The organism is Okeania hirsuta, from assembly GCF_003838195.1.
In the GTDB taxonomy this organism is placed as follows: Bacteria; Cyanobacteriota; Cyanobacteriia; order Cyanobacteriales; family Microcoleaceae; genus Okeania; species Okeania hirsuta.
Window position 1 is genome coordinate 1 of sequence record NZ_RCBY01000006.1, and the last position, 16,634, is coordinate 16,634.

At 34.4% G+C, this 16,634-nt stretch carries 13 protein-coding genes and 1 pseudogene; 6 read left to right on the plus strand and 8 right to left on the minus strand.

From position 1 onward, the window contains the following. The first annotated feature begins 949 nt into the window (after positions 1-949). Positions 950-1,171, plus strand: a complete 222-nt coding sequence (locus tag D5R40_RS01795) for a choice-of-anchor W domain-containing protein (RefSeq protein WP_124144010.1) — start codon at positions 950-952, stop codon at positions 1,169-1,171. Between the two features lie 72 nt (positions 1,172-1,243). Beyond that, positions 1,244-1,627 (plus strand): annotated as a pseudogene (locus D5R40_RS01800) (IS1 family transposase); the annotation flags it as partial. Between the two features lie 719 nt (positions 1,628-2,346). Here the strand turns inward: D5R40_RS01800 and glcD are convergent. From glcD to D5R40_RS34385, 3 genes are all read right to left on the minus strand, one after another. Beyond that, the gene (glcD, locus tag D5R40_RS01805; RefSeq protein ID WP_124144009.1) at positions 2,347-3,825 is read right to left on the minus strand and encodes a glycolate oxidase subunit GlcD; all 1,479 of its coding nucleotides are present in this window, start codon (positions 3,823-3,825) and stop codon (positions 2,347-2,349) included. Positions 3,826-4,366: 541 nt separating this feature from the next. After that, the gene (locus D5R40_RS01810; protein ID WP_124144008.1) at positions 4,367-4,807 is read right to left on the minus strand and encodes an adenylate/guanylate cyclase domain-containing protein; all 441 of its coding nucleotides are present in this window, start codon (positions 4,805-4,807) and stop codon (positions 4,367-4,369) included. A 136-nt stretch (positions 4,808-4,943) separates the two neighbouring features. Next, positions 4,944-5,159 carry a hypothetical protein gene (locus D5R40_RS34385; RefSeq protein ID WP_124144007.1) on the minus strand — a complete coding sequence of 72 codons (216 nt, stop codon included), beginning with the start codon at positions 5,157-5,159 and terminating at the stop codon, positions 4,944-4,946. Positions 5,160-6,020: 861 nt separating this feature from the next. Between D5R40_RS34385 and D5R40_RS36910 the strand changes: the two genes are divergently transcribed. Beyond that, positions 6,021-6,467 (plus strand): hypothetical protein, encoded by a 447-nt coding sequence (locus D5R40_RS36910; RefSeq protein ID WP_205127587.1) that lies wholly within the window; start codon positions 6,021-6,023, stop codon positions 6,465-6,467. A 305-nt stretch (positions 6,468-6,772) separates the two neighbouring features. Here the strand turns inward: D5R40_RS36910 and D5R40_RS01825 are convergent, their stop codons facing one another. The 3 genes from D5R40_RS01825 to D5R40_RS01835 all read right to left on the minus strand — a co-directional run bounded on the left by D5R40_RS01825 (position 6,773) and on the right by D5R40_RS01835 (position 10,802). Further along, the gene (locus D5R40_RS01825) at positions 6,773-7,135 is read right to left on the minus strand and encodes a hypothetical protein (RefSeq protein WP_240038846.1); all 363 of its coding nucleotides are present in this window, start codon (positions 7,133-7,135) and stop codon (positions 6,773-6,775) included. A 1,465-nt stretch (positions 7,136-8,600) separates the two neighbouring features. Next, positions 8,601-9,323 carry a lysophospholipid acyltransferase family protein gene (locus D5R40_RS01830; protein WP_124144005.1) on the minus strand — a complete coding sequence of 241 codons (723 nt, stop codon included), beginning with the start codon at positions 9,321-9,323 and terminating at the stop codon, positions 8,601-8,603. 1,008 nt (positions 9,324-10,331) lie between these two features. After that, complete coding sequence (locus D5R40_RS01835; protein WP_124144004.1) at positions 10,332-10,802, minus strand: nucleoside deaminase; 471 nt, start codon at positions 10,800-10,802, stop codon at positions 10,332-10,334. Positions 10,803-11,210: 408 nt separating this feature from the next. Between D5R40_RS01835 and menB the strand changes: the two genes are divergently transcribed. Beyond that, a complete protein-coding gene (gene menB / locus D5R40_RS01840) occupies positions 11,211-12,044 on the plus strand; it encodes a 1,4-dihydroxy-2-naphthoyl-CoA synthase (protein ID WP_124154173.1) in 834 nt (277 codons plus the stop codon). A 333-nt stretch (positions 12,045-12,377) separates the two neighbouring features. Here the strand turns inward: menB and D5R40_RS01845 are convergent, their stop codons facing one another. After that, a complete protein-coding gene (locus D5R40_RS01845; protein WP_192901077.1) occupies positions 12,378-12,593 on the minus strand; it encodes a hypothetical protein in 216 nt (71 codons plus the stop codon). Between the two features lie 426 nt (positions 12,594-13,019). Further along, positions 13,020-13,580: a DciA family protein gene (locus D5R40_RS01850; RefSeq protein WP_124144003.1), complete on the minus strand. Its 561-nt coding sequence runs from the start codon at positions 13,578-13,580 to the stop codon at positions 13,020-13,022. A gap of 72 nt (positions 13,581-13,652) precedes the next feature. Between D5R40_RS01850 and D5R40_RS01855 the strand changes: the two genes are divergently transcribed. After that, complete coding sequence (locus D5R40_RS01855; protein ID WP_124154171.1) at positions 13,653-14,912, plus strand: hypothetical protein; 1,260 nt, start codon at positions 13,653-13,655, stop codon at positions 14,910-14,912. 786 nt (positions 14,913-15,698) lie between these two features. Next, a complete protein-coding gene (locus tag D5R40_RS01860; RefSeq protein WP_124144001.1) occupies positions 15,699-16,418 on the plus strand; it encodes a PspA/IM30 family protein in 720 nt (239 codons plus the stop codon). The last annotated feature ends 216 nt before the right edge of the window (positions 16,419-16,634 follow it).

Sequence of the window (16,634 nt, forward strand, 5' to 3'; positions counted from 1 at the left end):
CACCCCTAACCCCTCCCAACCCACCCCTAACCCCTCCCAGGAGGGGAGGGGAAGGACCGAGTCAGGAGGGAAGAAAGAAGAAGAAAAGGAGAAAGTTTTTTTGATCGCGCTCTTATCCGGACATTATATTACGCAGAGACTCTACTTATGGCAAGGGGGAATACCATTTGCGCTCCGCAAAGCTCCGAATTGCGCCTCTACAGATGGTGGTTTAAAAGTCAATTTGCGGAAGTCCTTTTATTAATTTATAATTGATAATTGATAATTACCTCGGGTTTTAACCGTTACGGAATTGAATATCAGGAAATATTATTTATTTTTTCCCCGATCAAGGGGAGGTTTTAAACTAGAATTATTTAATTATTAATTATTAATTATTCGGTAAATATCAAAAATATTCCATCTCTCCTACTCTCCTACTTTGTAGTATAGCAATGAGCGCTGGTATATTTACAAATTGCAGGAGAGGCCAAATAGCTAAAATCTTATATGATAGGCAATTTATTCCCCCTGTTGCCTGTTGCCTGTTGCCTGTTGCCTGCGCACAGCGCTATAACAGTCTCAATTCTTTGCCTAGATTGATTTACATAGGTTGTCGAACTATAAGAAATGAAGTATAATTGTAATACGAAAGGCACTCGTCTGAATTAGCTGTTTCATAGAGCGCCTGGATCGAAAATCAAATCACAAGAGGATTATATCATGGTTAGTTACGTTGGTATTCAATCCACTCATTTTTCCAATGAAATAATTTCAGAAATTCAGCCACTTGTTTAAATTGATTTAGCAGTTAAGGTATTAACCGATTTTAACTTTAGTTTTTCATCAAAATGCTCTCTGAAGCTATAGTTTAAAAATCAAAATTTATCTATATAAAAATTTTTTTTCCTTTTCGTCAATTATATCTGTTTTAAGAAGAGGTAATTGTTAATTATTAATTGTTGAAACTTTGTCAGATTTTGGGGGCGATCAAAGTAGATCAAATGAAAATGGCGGCCAAAAAGTTCCTACTCAGTACCGTTACTTTGATTGGGTAAGCGGACAAGGAGAAGATTTCACTCTGACATTCGACGACGGTATCCTCACCTACGAGATTGGTGGAAAAACTTTGGAATACAGTATTACAGATACTTTCAACGATCTATTTATCCGCACAACAGCTCGTAAATAAAATAATAGTGTTGTGGTAGATAAACTAATGCTAAATGGTGAGGCAATCGGGGAAAATTCTAGTTTTGCCTGCGACGAAATGTGGTCATTTGTTGGGAGTAAAAATCACAAACAGTAGCTCTGGCTGGCGATGGATATAGAAACCAGAGAAATAGTGGGTTTCTGTTTAGGAGAAAACAGCGCATTAGGGTTGTGGAATTCACTGCCTGGTGTCTACAGGCAATGTGCAATTTGTTATACAGATTTCTGGTCAGCTGATGATTTAGTTTTTCCTGATTATAGGCATAAATCAGCAGGTAAAGAAACTGGTTTAACTGCCTATATAGAAAGATTAAATAATACTTGATGTCAAAGAATTTCTCGGTTAGTCAGGAAAACTTTATACTTTTCTAAAAAATTAGAAAATCACTTGGGTGCTATTTGGTATTTTATTCACCATGATCATGAAGCGTTGGCGGAGGGAGCAAGTGCGGCAGCTATATCGCTTCACTGTAATTTGATCACTACATCTACAGGACTACCAGCATTTCTAGCTTCTGCTAAGGTACAGTTGTCTTTTTCTTTCTTATTGTCTGTTGCTTTCTGGAACTATTGCCTAAAACCTAGAATTTTTTTGTACCTCAATAGAAAAAAGTTTAATTTTTTAATTAATATCAATATCTGAAATATTTGTATTTGCTTCTGTTTATGTGTAATCTGACTGAAAAATCAAGAGGGAGTAGGAAGTGGAAAATTTATCACTAGATACTACTCCTCATCTATAAAGTAACTCTAATTCATTGCCATTTTCAAAAATATTTTATCAAAATAATTGGGTCTAAAACCCCGCCTTTTAAGACGAAATATTTTTGGAGAGTTGCTCACGCATCCCCCTCCTGGGAGGGGTTAGGGGTGGGTTAACTTCTGACTTTTGACTTTTGACTTGGTTAAAGTCTCTATCTTCATCTGTCATTTTTTGATCTAGTAACTAGATAAGAAAGTGAATGTACAAGCAAAGATTAAGACAGTATATTGGCTTAATATTCGGTATGTTCGGTGGGTTACGGCAGACAGTTAAGATTTTGGTTCGCGACTCATAATTATTGTTAATTATTGTCGCCTAACCCACCCTACGCCTGGATTTAATATTCCTTTTACAAACAGCCTCTAATATTTGATAAATAAGGTAAATAAAATTTAAAAAACCTCTGCTCCTTCAAACTGTTTAACTTGCTGAACATTAGCAGACTCTCCACAAGTTCGAGGTGTAGGAAAGATTTTTTCAGGATTAGCTAAACCCTTGGGATTAAAAACACTTCTTACCCATTGCATCGTTTCTAAATCTGTCTCATTAAACATTAAAGGCATATAACATTTTTTATCTGAACCAATGCCATGTTCTCCAGATAAACTACCACCAACTTCCACGCAAATCTTGAGAATTTCTCCACCTATTTCTTCCACAGTTTCAAAAGCACCTTCAACAGCATCATCATATAAAACTAACGGGTGAAGATTCCCATCTCCAGCATGAAATACATTAGCAATACGATAACCATATTTTTGACTAATTCCTTCAATTTCACCTAAAACATAAGCCATTTTTGTCCGAGGAATTACTCCATCTTGTACATAATAATTTTTACTAATATTCCCAGCAGCAGCAAAAGCAGCTTTTCGTCCTTTCCATAATTTCATCCTTTTTTCTGGTTCATGAGCAGTAGTAATTTCTATAGCTCCGTTTTTTTCGCATATTTCTTTGATGCGCTGTTTGTTTCGATCCACTTCTACTTCTAAACCGTCTAATTCTACTAATAAAACAGCAGCAGCATTTCGGGGATATAGATTGGTTTTGACGACATCTTCCACAGCATTAATACTGAAATTATCCATAATCTCCATCCCCCCAGGAATAATGCCAGAACTGATAATATCTGACACAGTTTGTCCGGTAGCTTCAATATTAGGAAATCCTGCTAAAAGCACGCAAACTGATTCGGGAGATTTGAGAATTCTGAGAGTAATTTCTGTAGCTATTCCCAGGGTACCTTCGGAACCTACAAATAAACCTGTTAAGTCATAACCAGGCATCTCTGGAATTTGTCCGCCAAGATCAACTATTGAGCCTTCGGGAGTAACTATTTTTAGTCCTAAAACATGATTGGTTGTTACACCGTATTTGAGACAATGAACCCCTCCAGAATTTTCGGCAATATTCCCACCAATAGAACAAATAATTTGACTGGAAGGGTCAGGAGCATAATAAAAACCAGCTCCACTAACTGCTTGTGTTACCCAATTATTTATAATTCCTGGTTGTACAACAACTTGTTGATTTTCTAAGTCTATTTTCAGGATTTTTTGCATTAATGAAGTGACAATTAAAACGCAGTTTTCTATTGGTAATGCCCCTCCAGAAAGACCCGTTCCTGCACCTCTAGGAAGCCAAGGAATATTTAAGCGATCGCATATTTTTACTGCTGCTGCGACTTGTTCAGTAGTGCGTGGTAATATTACTAATGCGGGACGTTGACGATAGCTAGCTAGACCATCACATTCATATACTAATAATTCTTCTTTGCGTTGAACTACGCCTTTTTTACCCACAACAGTTTCAAATTGTTTGGCTATTTGTTTCCAATTTTGTTTTGTTTGTTGTTGATTTTTGGTAAGCATTTTAGTTTTATTTATAATATTTGAACTTTAATTAGGATTTATACCAGCTTAAAAAAAGAATTCTACAAAAAGGTGCATCTCAATCAGAGATACTTAAAAAGAGATTCTCCAATTCATTTTAGATAGTTATATCTATTTATTTTTACCTTTTTTTTCTTCAATATTTTTTTGCTTCTTTTCTCTTCCTTCTGACCTACGGACGTTGCATACAACGTTCCTACCATTTGTCACAAACACTTATCAAACTGGTATTACACAACGTATGAATTATAAACACTATATATCTATAACGTTATAGTTTTTATTCACTATATATAGCGTTTTTGTGTGAATCGTATTAAATTAAGATTTTTCAATTATACCATCTAATTAAGGGTTTTTTTAGGGAATGGTTTACTCCCATTTCTCACTAATTAATTTTAGAAACTGATTTATGGCCTAAAAATAGGCGTTTAAGAAAAAACAGAAAAATTTAGATATTATATTGAGAAATAAATATAAGGTAATATTTCATTCATAAATTGCCCTATAATATAATCTACTATTTATCTATAATTACTATCTCTTTTTTCCATTCTTCTGGAATGCCGTAAATTTGAGATTTTTGACAACGTTTGAGATAAAGTTTTACAGCTTTGTCTTCCAGGTTGATGTGGAAAATATTTAAGAAAATTTCTTTTGCTGCTGAATATTTTTGTTGATAATAAAGAATAATAGCTTGTTCAAATTCAGTTTTGGTTTGAATTTTTAATTGCTTTTGTGCTTCAGCATCTCCATCCAAAATTTCAAATACTGCAACTGCTTCTTTTTTCCTTTTTACTTTAACTCTATCTAAAAAATGATAATTATATTTATCGAATTCTTCTAAATCAAATAAAGTATTTCCACTGATTAAAATATTAGATCCATATAACTTAGTTAAATTTTCTAAACGAGAGGCTAAATTAACAGCATCACCGATCACTGTAGTATCAATAGACATAGGCGTGAAAAAGATATAGACTTTTTGCACATAGCAGGCAACAGGCAACAGCTCCGGAAAGTAACAGGGAATAGATTTTTAGGAAAAAGGTACGAAAAATGATTTAGGGAACTGACTTTTACAACTCTAGCTTATGTTAAATAAAGGGTAAGTTTATTTTCACCAGATGTCTAATTCTTTTCCCACCTCCCACAGTTCCTAACATTAAATCATCGGTATTGATTCCAATTCCAATTCTAATGGATTGCTGTTGAATTTCTTGACGTTCTTGATTATATATAGCCAGACGCTTTAACATATTAATTCCGGGATTAATTGCATCATGTACAAGTTGCCGATAAAAAGAGCGCAAGGAGCAGTTATCTAATTGGTTAATTAAAACTAAATGGCAATCTCTTAAAGACTTTATTTACGCTATATCCACAAAATAATTTCAAGATTTTATTCACAAGTGGGAGATTAAAGACGAATCATTTACAAGTTATCCAGTAATTAGTCAAAATGAAATATTAACTAGTGAATATGAACCAATAAACCAAAATAAATTTCCTCACAAACAAATAAGAATCTCAAATAATTTGTTCATGGTAATATTTTTTTGTCGCAGCTATTATTGTTGGAATTGTTCTTTATTTCAGATAAATAACTTTAAACAAGTTCGGAGTTATATCATGTCCGGTTAAACAGTGATAAATAAATAACTACGGAGGAGTCAGTCCTCAGGAGTCAGGAATCAGGAGGAAAGAGGTAATAAAGAAGAACAACAGGAGAAGAAGGAGAAAGTTTTTTTATAACTAATTATCCGGACATGATATTAAATAAAATACAAGAATTTTTACTTTTTATATTTGCAGCAGGGTCTATTTGAGACTTTGCTACCAGTCTTTTAGGTATAATTGGTGTATTTGGAGTAACTGATTAACTGATTGGAGACAAGAACATATTCCTATTTATATCACTGCTCTTGCTGGTAGTGCTTTAATTTTAGGGTTGAGCATAAATGCAGAAGATATTTGGTCAAAATCTGGAAATAATAAATACAAAATTTTAATCCTATAGTCATACATAAAACCCCCTTACCAAAACAAGTCCGTTTCGCTTTAAAGTTAATTTTCAAGCTGATAAAAATACAAAGTAAGCAAGACTTATTAGTAGAACCAAAAAAATCAATACAGAAATTAGCGATCGCGTGAATAATGCCATTATTAAAGGAATGGAAATTCAACCTGAATACCGCCCTCAAACTGTACAGGAATGGTTGACATTACTTCAAGTTCAACCTCAGAGTATTATTTCTCAAATATCTAAGGTTTCTCGAACAATTATGTCTCAAATGGCTACCTTAAATATTCCAGGTATCAAACCTCTTTATCAAAATTCTGTCAAAACTTTTGATCGAGGAGAAACAAATATATTACTAACTGGAACAGGTATATTCATATTTATTGTTGCGACTTATATCTATTCTCCCAAACTTAATTTTCCTATAATTTCTCACCCTTCACCCCCTCAACCTATTCCTATTCCACAACAAAAATTTCATCCTACTATACAACCTCAAAAATCACCCCAACCTTTACCCGAAACTAATATTCCAGATATTTCCCAAACAACTATTAACTATGATGAATTAAGGTTTGCTGAAAAAATCTTTTGGTAAGGGTAGAACCCAGAACTAAGAACTCAGGAGAAATGGGAATTAATTAGGAGATGGTTGTAAGAATTGTCCCTTAATTTTTTTGCCCTTGTCTGCCCAAAATACTAACTTTTTGAGCTTTTAGACCGAAAATCTGGGATTTTTTTCCACCTAAAAAGACACTTGCATTTATCTGTCAATGCTTTGAGAGTTAATCAGCAAGTCCTAATTATTGAAGCTTTCACTCCGGATTAGTCGCTAAATAGAAAATACAAGAAAAATAACATCGATTAATTGCTAGATTTATTACTTCTCAAGTATTCCAAATATTAATCATGAATCAAGGGAAAAGCATCAGGATAAGCCTGCCAAACTTTCCTCACAAAATGTTGTAATTTTTGGTGTGAAATTTGCAGATTTTTCTCTTGACTATCTAGCAATTCTAATTCAGTCAAAAGTGGAATAAACTCTGTATCAATAGCTTCCCTGAATAAACATATTGGCCAAACCAAATCAGCACCATCTCGCACATCCCATAAACTTGATTTTTCTAAATTTTTTTGATGATTTTCACACCTAACCTCTGAAGTAGATAATTTCAACAACAAAGGACGAACCCAACACATTTTGCGTGTTTCTAATACTTGAATTACTTCTGCATATAAACAAGTATTTTCATACTCCAAACACACAATTTGGCTAGATTTAAAATTAGGGATTAAATTTGTCAATACTGGCTTCATATACGAAATATCCTCATATAGTAGTCTTAATTTTACAGAAGTTTTCGACTAAATTAAGTACAAATTTTGAGAATTTTTGGGAATAAGAAATAGCGATCAATCTTAAACTGTTCCTAACTATCGGTGCAAACTTTTATAAGTTGTGCAGAAATACAGAAAAGGTAAAAAAGATAGGAACTTCAAATTTTGGTAGTTCTGCAAATGTAGTGATATTGATAAGTAAATCCCTTTCACTTTTAGAAACAAAACTATAAAAATCACTACTTGTACATCACTACTCAAATATTTAATCTTATAATGTTATAGAAGTCAAAGGAAAGAGCGCGGATATATCAAAAACTTAAAACTCAGGCAACACCAGATTTTTCCTTGTTCCTTCTTCCTTCTGCCACATATCCACATATGAAATATGAAAAATAATGCTACGTAATACCTCCCTTAAAACTCTTTGACAAGAAAAAGGATACATAGCAAAAATTTTAGTATTTCATATTAGTTTTGGATTTTTTCCAAATTATTGATAATTATCATACTATACCATTTTGAAAAAAAATTATTACAAATAGTGTAGTTAAGGAATAAGGCTTGAGTTATCTAGAAACATAGTCATTTAATTCTAGATTTTGGCAATAAATTTATTGATTTTCAGACAGCGAAAGATCAATTTACTAAAGTTTGAAATAACGTAGTTTCGTCAATACATACAATATCACAGTTTAGAATGAAACAGCCCAGAACTAGATGTGAAATCAAACAAAAGAGGGAAGAAGTTAGAAAAAAGCAATAACAATAACAATAATATATTTTCTCACTCAATTAGCTCGATAATTTTTCACAAAAATAAACCAACTCCATACCAAAATCATCTATTATTTGTAATCAACATTTATCAAGCTAGTATTATATATATTTTTTTGACAGTATTCAGGTGTGCTGAAAATTGAGGATAATCAAGAATCTTTCAAAATCACTATAAATAAATCAAAGCCTTTTCTATATTCTTGGCTATAGAATATTGATGTTGTCATCAAATTCAAAAACTTTAGACTCACAATGAAAATTAATTATTCACCCTGATTGGTGAGAAAAAGTATATTTATAATCCTCCTTCTTTCTTCTCTGATTTACCAAATAATCAAGATTTATAGCCTCTGATTTAAAGAATAGATAAATCACAAAAATCTTATTCGCCAATTCTATCCGTTTTCAGGAGAAGTAATTATTAATTATTAATTATTAACTAGACAGTGCAAAGTTCTGGGAATAACTATTGCTAGTCAAGGGTTTCACGGACTCAAGGTTAAAAATTCTCCATTCACAGAGCGTAGGTGCTGTAAACCTTTCCCAGTAACACTTTCAACCTTGAGAGCCAACTGTTTTTTAGCAGAACTTTGTACTCTCCAGTTATTAATTATTAATTATTAATTGTTGAATGCCCATCTATATTTTTAAGTGCTGCTTCTAAATCCATAGTTAAGTTTTGTGCCTGCTTTTTCCCCGATCCATAAATATAATCATTTACAGATAAAGGAACACCAATACGAACCATAACATTACAACCACGGCGTGGAATAACTGGGTTGTAATTCAAAGATATAGGCACTATTTTAACACCAAGATTTTGTTGATAAGACTCAGCTTGTAATCCTATTCTAGCTAATCCTGTTTTGAGAGAATGAACTTGATTATCGCGATAAATTTTACCTTCAGGAAATATCACTAACATTTCCCTCTTTAACATTAATTCTACTCCATAGCGAAAACAAGAAACTGCCGGATTTTTTGGATTAAGAGGAAACCCGCCCAAATGTCTAATCAACCATCCTTGTAAACATTTCATTTCATCCATACTAACCATAAATCTTAGGTCTCGACCAGTCACTAATCTACCTGTAGTATAAGGTATGATTAACCCATCCCAACGAGAACGATGAGTGGGAGCTAAAATCACAGGTCCATCTTTCGGAATATTCTCTTTTCCAATAATATTTATTTTACGAAAATACAATGGCATTACTATATGATGACCTAAAAAATAAGATAAAGATGCTAACCAAGGAGAAATGCTAGAAGGTTTTGAGTTTACTGGAGAATGTAATTTCCTTAAAGAAGCTTGGATAAAGTCAAGATTTATCATAGTTTTTTTAGCTCAATCATCTAATTTAATTTCTTGACTCTAAGGTAAACTTTATTCCTGTTCTAGTGGCATCCTTAAATGACACTTCTTATACTGTCAGCTATAGAAATTAACACTTCAGTTATCATCTTTTTTATTTTTATCTGCCTATTTTATGTAAACATTCAGCTATTAGCAGTCAGCACTTCCCTGTGGGATGCTACGCAAACAGCAATCAGTAATCAATAATTACTTCTCAGGTTTGGCAAGGGAACACATGGCAGTAACTTTTTATTCAAAATCAATTTCAAAGGTTGCTTTTACCTTCCACAAAATTAGCTGAACTCCGCAGTTCCGACCTGATGCGGCTAGCTAATAGCTGGCTGCTGAATGCTGACTATTTTATAGTAGAAGGAAGAAGGCTTTAATTATCTAGAAGAGAAGAAAAAATTTTGTTTTATCTGAGTTTTAAACTTTTGATATCAAATCCGGTAGCATCTGTATAAAAGGGTGTATCTCATATTTGCAAAAATACTTTTTTCCTATATATTCCCTGTTCCCTATTCCCTGTTCCCTGTTCCCTAAAAGCGATAAATTTTTGGCTTTATTCAAAATTGAGATGCACCCGTATAAAATCTTTTGAAGTAGGAGTCAGGAATCAACCCACCCCTAACCCCTCCCAGGAGGGGAACTCAGGAGTCAAGAGGGAAAAAAATTTATAAAGATTTGGTAATGGTGAAGATGGAGAATGTTTTTATACCAAATTCAACGGATTTGATATGATATATCTTAATACCAAATCTCAAAAAGTTTGCTATATATCTTTGTAATGTGGAGATAGGGAGATGGGGAGTTAGGCAGTAGTTATATAGCAATCAAACATAGGATTACTATTCAGAAATGGTATAACCTTTCCTGAGACTGCTATATTTTCAAAGTTAATTTACTTTACTTAGATAAACACAAAAATTGCTCATTATCTGTCATTGTGGATAGCAGGTTTCACCACAAAATAATTCCCTTTCTTGTTTACCGAAGGTGAGCAAACCAAAACTGTAATTCTTGACGACAAACAGATTCCATTATTCCTCCCAATACAGCCAGACGATGATGAGAAAAAACACTATCTGGAAAATTAGCAACAGTTCGTATTGTGCCAGTTTTCGGATCGTCTGCTCCATAAACCAATAAACCTATTCTTGCCTGCAATATTGCCCCCGTACACATCGGGCAAGGTTCGAGATTAACGTAGAGAGTACATTTATTTAAGTGCCAATTCCGCAAAATTTGTCCCGCTTGTCGCAAAGCCAATATTTCTGCATGAGCAGTAGGGTCAAAATCTCGCTGCCGTCGGTTTTGAGCTTCTGCAATCAACTTGCCATCTGAGTTTACTATGACAGCTGCAACTGGTACTTCTCCAGCATTACCAGCAATTTTGGCCAATTCTAATACTCGACTCATCCACTTTTGATGGACTAGATAACTTGGATGGTCAATCATCTAAAATCTCCGATAAAACCTGACAGGATTTTAGCAATAGACTTGGGCTTAGACAATCTAGCAACTTGTTTATCTAACAATAGTGCAGGATAGCGGAAATAACTGACCAGACAAAATCCTAAAACAATTACAAATCAATACTTTTGACTTTTAACTTCCATGTAGTGGTACTAGGTCGTTGTTCACCTGGGACGGGAGAAAACTTAAATCCATCAACCATAGTACAACAAGAAAATACTAGTTCAATATAAGCAGGATGTTAAAGGATTGACTAAAAAACAGGTGGTATTACAGTAAATCGAAATAATAAGGTTTGAGATTAGTTAAATAAAGCTGTTAGATATCTAGTAACCTGGTGTACTGAAAACAAAATATCTATCAACTTCTAAAAATATGAGTAATCAGCCTTTGCAAATAAAATGGCAAATTGTTAAAGAGTATAGCGATATTCTTTACCACAAAACTGATGGAATTGCCAAAATAACTATTAATCGTCCCCACAAACGCAATGCTTTTCGTCCTAAAACTGTGTTTGAACTTTATGATGCTTTTGTTGATGCTCGTGAAGATCCAAATATTGGAGTAGTTTTATTTACAGGTGCTGGACCTCACACAGATGGTAAGTATGCTTTCTGTGCTGGTGGAGACCAAAGTGTAAGAGGTACAGCAGGTTATGTTGATGAGACTGGAGTACCACGACTGAATGTATTGGACTTACAACGCTTAATTCGTTCCATGCCCAAAGTTGTCATTGCTTTAGTTGCTGGATATGCTATTGGGGGGGGTCATGTTTTGCATATTATTTGTGACTTAACTATTGCTGCTGACAATGCAATTTTTGGTCAAACTGGACCTAAGGTAGGTAGTTTTGATGGTGGGTTTGGGGCAAGTTATTTAGCTAGAATAGTTGGTCAGAAAAAGGCACGAGAAATTTGGTTCCTCTGTCGGCAGTATACAGCTCAAGAAGCTTTGGAAATGGGCTTGGTTAACTGTGTTGTACCTATAGAGGAACTAGAAATAGAGGGCATTAACTGGGCTTCAGAAATTCTGGAAAAAAGCCCGATCGCTATTCGTTGTCTCAAAGCTGCTTTTAATGCTGACTGTGATGGGCAAGCTGGTCTACAAGAATTGGCTGGTAATGCTACTCTTCTTTACTACATGACAGAGGAAGGAGCTGAAGGTAAAAAAGCATTCCTAGAAAAACGACCTCCAGACTTTCGCAGATACCCTTGGTTACCTTAGAGATTGTTTGTCAAGAATTATAAAGTGTTTTTACTCCTCACCAATTCAGTATTTCAAAGCACAAAGTTTGGGATAAATAACCAAGTAGTTACAATTTAAAGAGCGTTCTTTTCCCTTACAAAACTTTACAAAAAGTCTCTTAGAGTCAGGATAAAAATGTAGCTTTTTTTTGACATGGATAAGTTACTGAGACCTTAACTTATATTTCTCATAATAACTAACCCCAATTTTGTTAGTTAGTTGAGCTAAAAAAAATTGGAGACAAACCTTGTTCTTATAGATAGAAGGGTATCAAGTACCCTCTTGAAAGAAACAAGGCTTTTAACTTTCATTTTAGGTAAAACTAACTACTTCCAAATTTTGATCGATTTGCTGATTCCAGATAGCTATACTCTCAAGATTTTCCCAGGATTTATTGAAGGGAGATGAAGCTAACGAACAGGCTTTCCAATTACTTTCAACTGGTGTAGTTAACTTTTGACAAACACCACCACGTCTTCCTTCTGGTAAATAGTATCGGCAATTACGACAAACTAAAGTGGGTTTCATAAAAAATTTTCCTAAATTTAATTGAGTCTATCTTAATTATTTTGAATCCAAGAGACTCGTGGTTTTAATCTATTAAATCCATTGTGACACCTAGATTATGAATATCCCTATCAATTAAATAAAATTTATATTATTTTTATAATTACTTTATAAACAGAAACATTTATGCGAAATCTAGTACGTAAAAATGTATTAATTCATACATTATTTCGGTAAACTTGATAGGGATCAAGTTAAAAGATAAGTCAGATCGAAGTAAAATAGATAATATTTAAACCAAGTAATGGAAAATATTTTTGGCTTAAAGCCCATAAAGATAGACTCAAAAAACTATCAAAAATTTCTAGTCACCCACTTAATATAAAAATTAATGTTTTTGTCTTTTCAATTACATTTGAGGAGTTAAAATTATGAAATAATTAAAAATTAACTTGATGACCACTGTTTAGTGGCACAAATTGCACATACTGACCAACGTTGAATTTCTCCCGGGGGTGTAGGACATTGGCATTGAGGACATAGAGGTAAACCTTGAAAGCGGGTATTGATAGTTTTAGCCCAATTTTTAAATGTGGTTTGAGGACTTTGATTTTTATGAGTCGAGTCTTTCAAGGTTGCTTTTTGAGATTTAGGAATCATGCTAGGATGCTGTAGCCAATCATTTTTGTCAGTTTGTCTCGATTGATGAGATTGAATTGTATGCCAGTGAGCAGCAGAAAACCGGATATTGTTTAGAGGTGTGGGTAAAAAATGATTGAGCTTATCTAAAAGTTGGGACACCCGAAAACTAAGTTCTTGAGATAAAGCAGCACTAGATGTTGCTACATATAAAACTTTTCCCTCTATATATAGAGGCTTAGTTTGGGTAGCCATAACTCCTAAAACTTGTTCCCAACATTCCATCAGTTTCAGAAACTGTTGTTGTTGAGGCGATCGCTCCATAATTTGGAGATAGCCTAAAATCTGATTGAGAGATTGAAAATCCATAGTCGTTTTACAATAGTTGGGACATTCTATCTCAAATATAAAATTTATTGAGTCGGTAACAGGAGTTCTCAAATGAGTCAAAGTTCTTTGGTTAAGTCCACTAAAAGCTCTACAGACCAATTGAATCCCACTTTGCAAGCTGTAATGGACAGTTTAGATGTACAACTAGAAGCAGAATTAACAAGATATCGCAAGTACCGCAGGCGAACAGAACAATCACAAGTTTCTCAGCAAAATAGTAATAAACAAATTTATAAAACACCCGAATTAATTTCTGTATCACCGGTAGATGACCAAACAGCATCCCCATTACCTTTATCAGAACCAAAATTATCACTAGAAGACTCTGAAATATCTAACACTTCCGCCAACAAAAATTCACCAGTAGCGATCGAACCTCCAACTCCATCAGAACTTACTATGGCCAACAGAGCTGATGCAGAAAATCAGGATGGTGAGAAACAGAAATCTCAACTAGGTACAGATAATTCCACAGCGCCAGATGACAACCTTGAATCTTCAGAACAACTTCTACAGAGTCTAGACAAATTAAAATCCCGTCGTCAGGAGCAACCTACTTACTTAGCAAGTTTGTTTACTCCTCTAGGAATAGTTTCCATGTTTCTATTTTTGATTTCTTGTACAACTTTGGGTTATGTTGTGATGAATCCATCAGGTCTGAAAAATCTTGGTTTAGACCGTTTGTTAAAAGATACTTCAGCTCAAAAAGATACAGATGATACTACTGGTGGTAATGGTCAAAATAGAGAGGACCAACCTTTACCAAAATCTCCTGACTTGGCATCTCAAGAATTTGTAGATTTAGATTTGAATACCCTAAGTAATGTTAATCCTAAATCTAGCCAGTTTCCATCTCCCACTGCAACATTGAAACCTGTGGTACCACCTCCAATATCCGGAAGTACTAATACTGTGGCACAACCTACTTATAAACCAAGGGCAGAACTTGATAATCTCAGCAGCACCTTATTGCCTCAGTCTACTCAATCTCCTAATCAACAATCTGTTGTAACTACTCCATCTTCTCCAGTACCATCTCCAACAGTAAAAAATTCTGACAGTTCTGAAATAACTACTCCTATACAGTCAGATAATGGTTGGTATTATGTTGTTGTAGATTATGTGAATGAAGAGTCTTTGTACAATGCACAGCAAATAGTCTCAGATGCTTATATTCGTGAAACGACTAATGGTATGAAGATACAAATGGGGGCTTTTTGGGACCCAGAAAAAGCAAAGAAATTTCTCCAAGAATTACGGCAGGAAAGAGTTGATGCGAAATACTATAAGTTACCACCTGAGAATTATTAAAATGACTTGGGCAAATAATTTTAGCTACCAGTCAGAATTGAAAAGTTAACTCTGTTGAAGTAATAGGTAATATGATGTAGTTGATATGGATTGAAATATCACTACTAACTACTGAAAAAAGAATCAACTGGATACAGAGCTAAGAAACTTAACCCGTAGAAATGGAAAAATGCTTTGAGTCTGGCAAGCCTTCATCCATCAATAGACATCTCCTCCAAAAGAGGGAATAGGCAATAGATAATAGGTAATAGGGGAAATAATTGATAATTTATGGATAATAATTGATTTTATTTTTGATTCTTACCAGAGGTCTAATAGGCTTTTAATGCATCAGTTTTGACTTCTGCGAAGCAGTTAGCTTATTGACTACTAAATTATAGTGAGGTATTTCACCAGATTTATATGACTCCTAAAGCTTATTTTCGGCGTTGCATATTTGGGGGATAAATTGTAGGTTCACATGAAAGAGTAAGTAGGCTTTACCTATTCCTAAAAAATTCATCTCTGAATTCAGCAGCCCTATTTTATTACTCAATTAACTTAAGCTATAGACAGGTAGATTAGGACAGAGACTAATGATGCTCCAAATCAGGGGGGTAGTTGTGTATAGTAATGCTAAAGGAAGCACCGGGAGTGTGGGGAACACCGGGAGTGTGGGAGAAATTAAAAAATATATATCCTCACAATTACCATGCAGGACTACCATCAGAGTAAATGTTTTTCTCGCTGTTCCCTGCTATAGATAAATCAAAATATAATAAATAATAATGAAGAGGGATAGTCTTTATGGGACTTTTAGACCGTGTTTGGCGGGTAATTCGTGCTAATATTAATACTTTAATTTCTGGTGCGGAAGATCCAGAGAAGGTTCTGGAACAGACAGTGACAGATATGCAAAATGACCTGGTGAAACTACGCCAGGCAGTGGCACAGGCGATCGCTACTCAAAAACGTACAGAACGACAATGTTCTCAAGCTCAGTCTACTGCAGATGAATGGTATAGGAGAGCGCAGTTAGCTCTGCAAAAAGGCCAGGAAAATTTGGCACGGGAAGCTCTAACTAGACGCAAATCTTACCAAGAAACTGCTAAATCAATGAAAATTCAGGTGGAACAGCAAAAACAGGTAATGGAAAAGCTGAAGCAAAATATGAGACAGCTGGAACAAAAAATTAGTGAGGCTAAACTAAAAAAGAATATGTATATTGCCAGGGCACGTTCTGCTAAGGCCTCGGAAAAGCTAAATGAAATTTTGGGCACTGTGAATACTGGTAATGCTTTGAGTGCTTTTGAGAAGATGGAAGAGAAGGTAATGCAGCTTGAGGCTAAGTCTGAGGCGATCGCTGAGTTGGGAACTGATAGTTTAGAAAAACAATTTGCTTCTTTGGAAGAAGGTAATGATATTGAGACTGAGTTGGAGGCGATGAAGGCGGAAATGTTGCCTGGGGGAAGTAATTCTCAGTTACCAATTCAAGATAGTTCTAATCTCAGAAAAACAGAATCATAATTTGAAGATATATGGAATCAATTTACATGAATTATAGAGGTTTTCTTATTTGGGTTTAAACTATGAAGAAGAATCTGTCTTTTTACTTGAAGTATTCTAGCTACTCAAGATAACTAAGGTTCTGGGGATTCTTATTATACTGTTTTGCTTTAAACAAACTAATCTTGCTAAAGGACAAAGCAACAGACTTTTTCTCATCCAGCTAAACCCATCTTC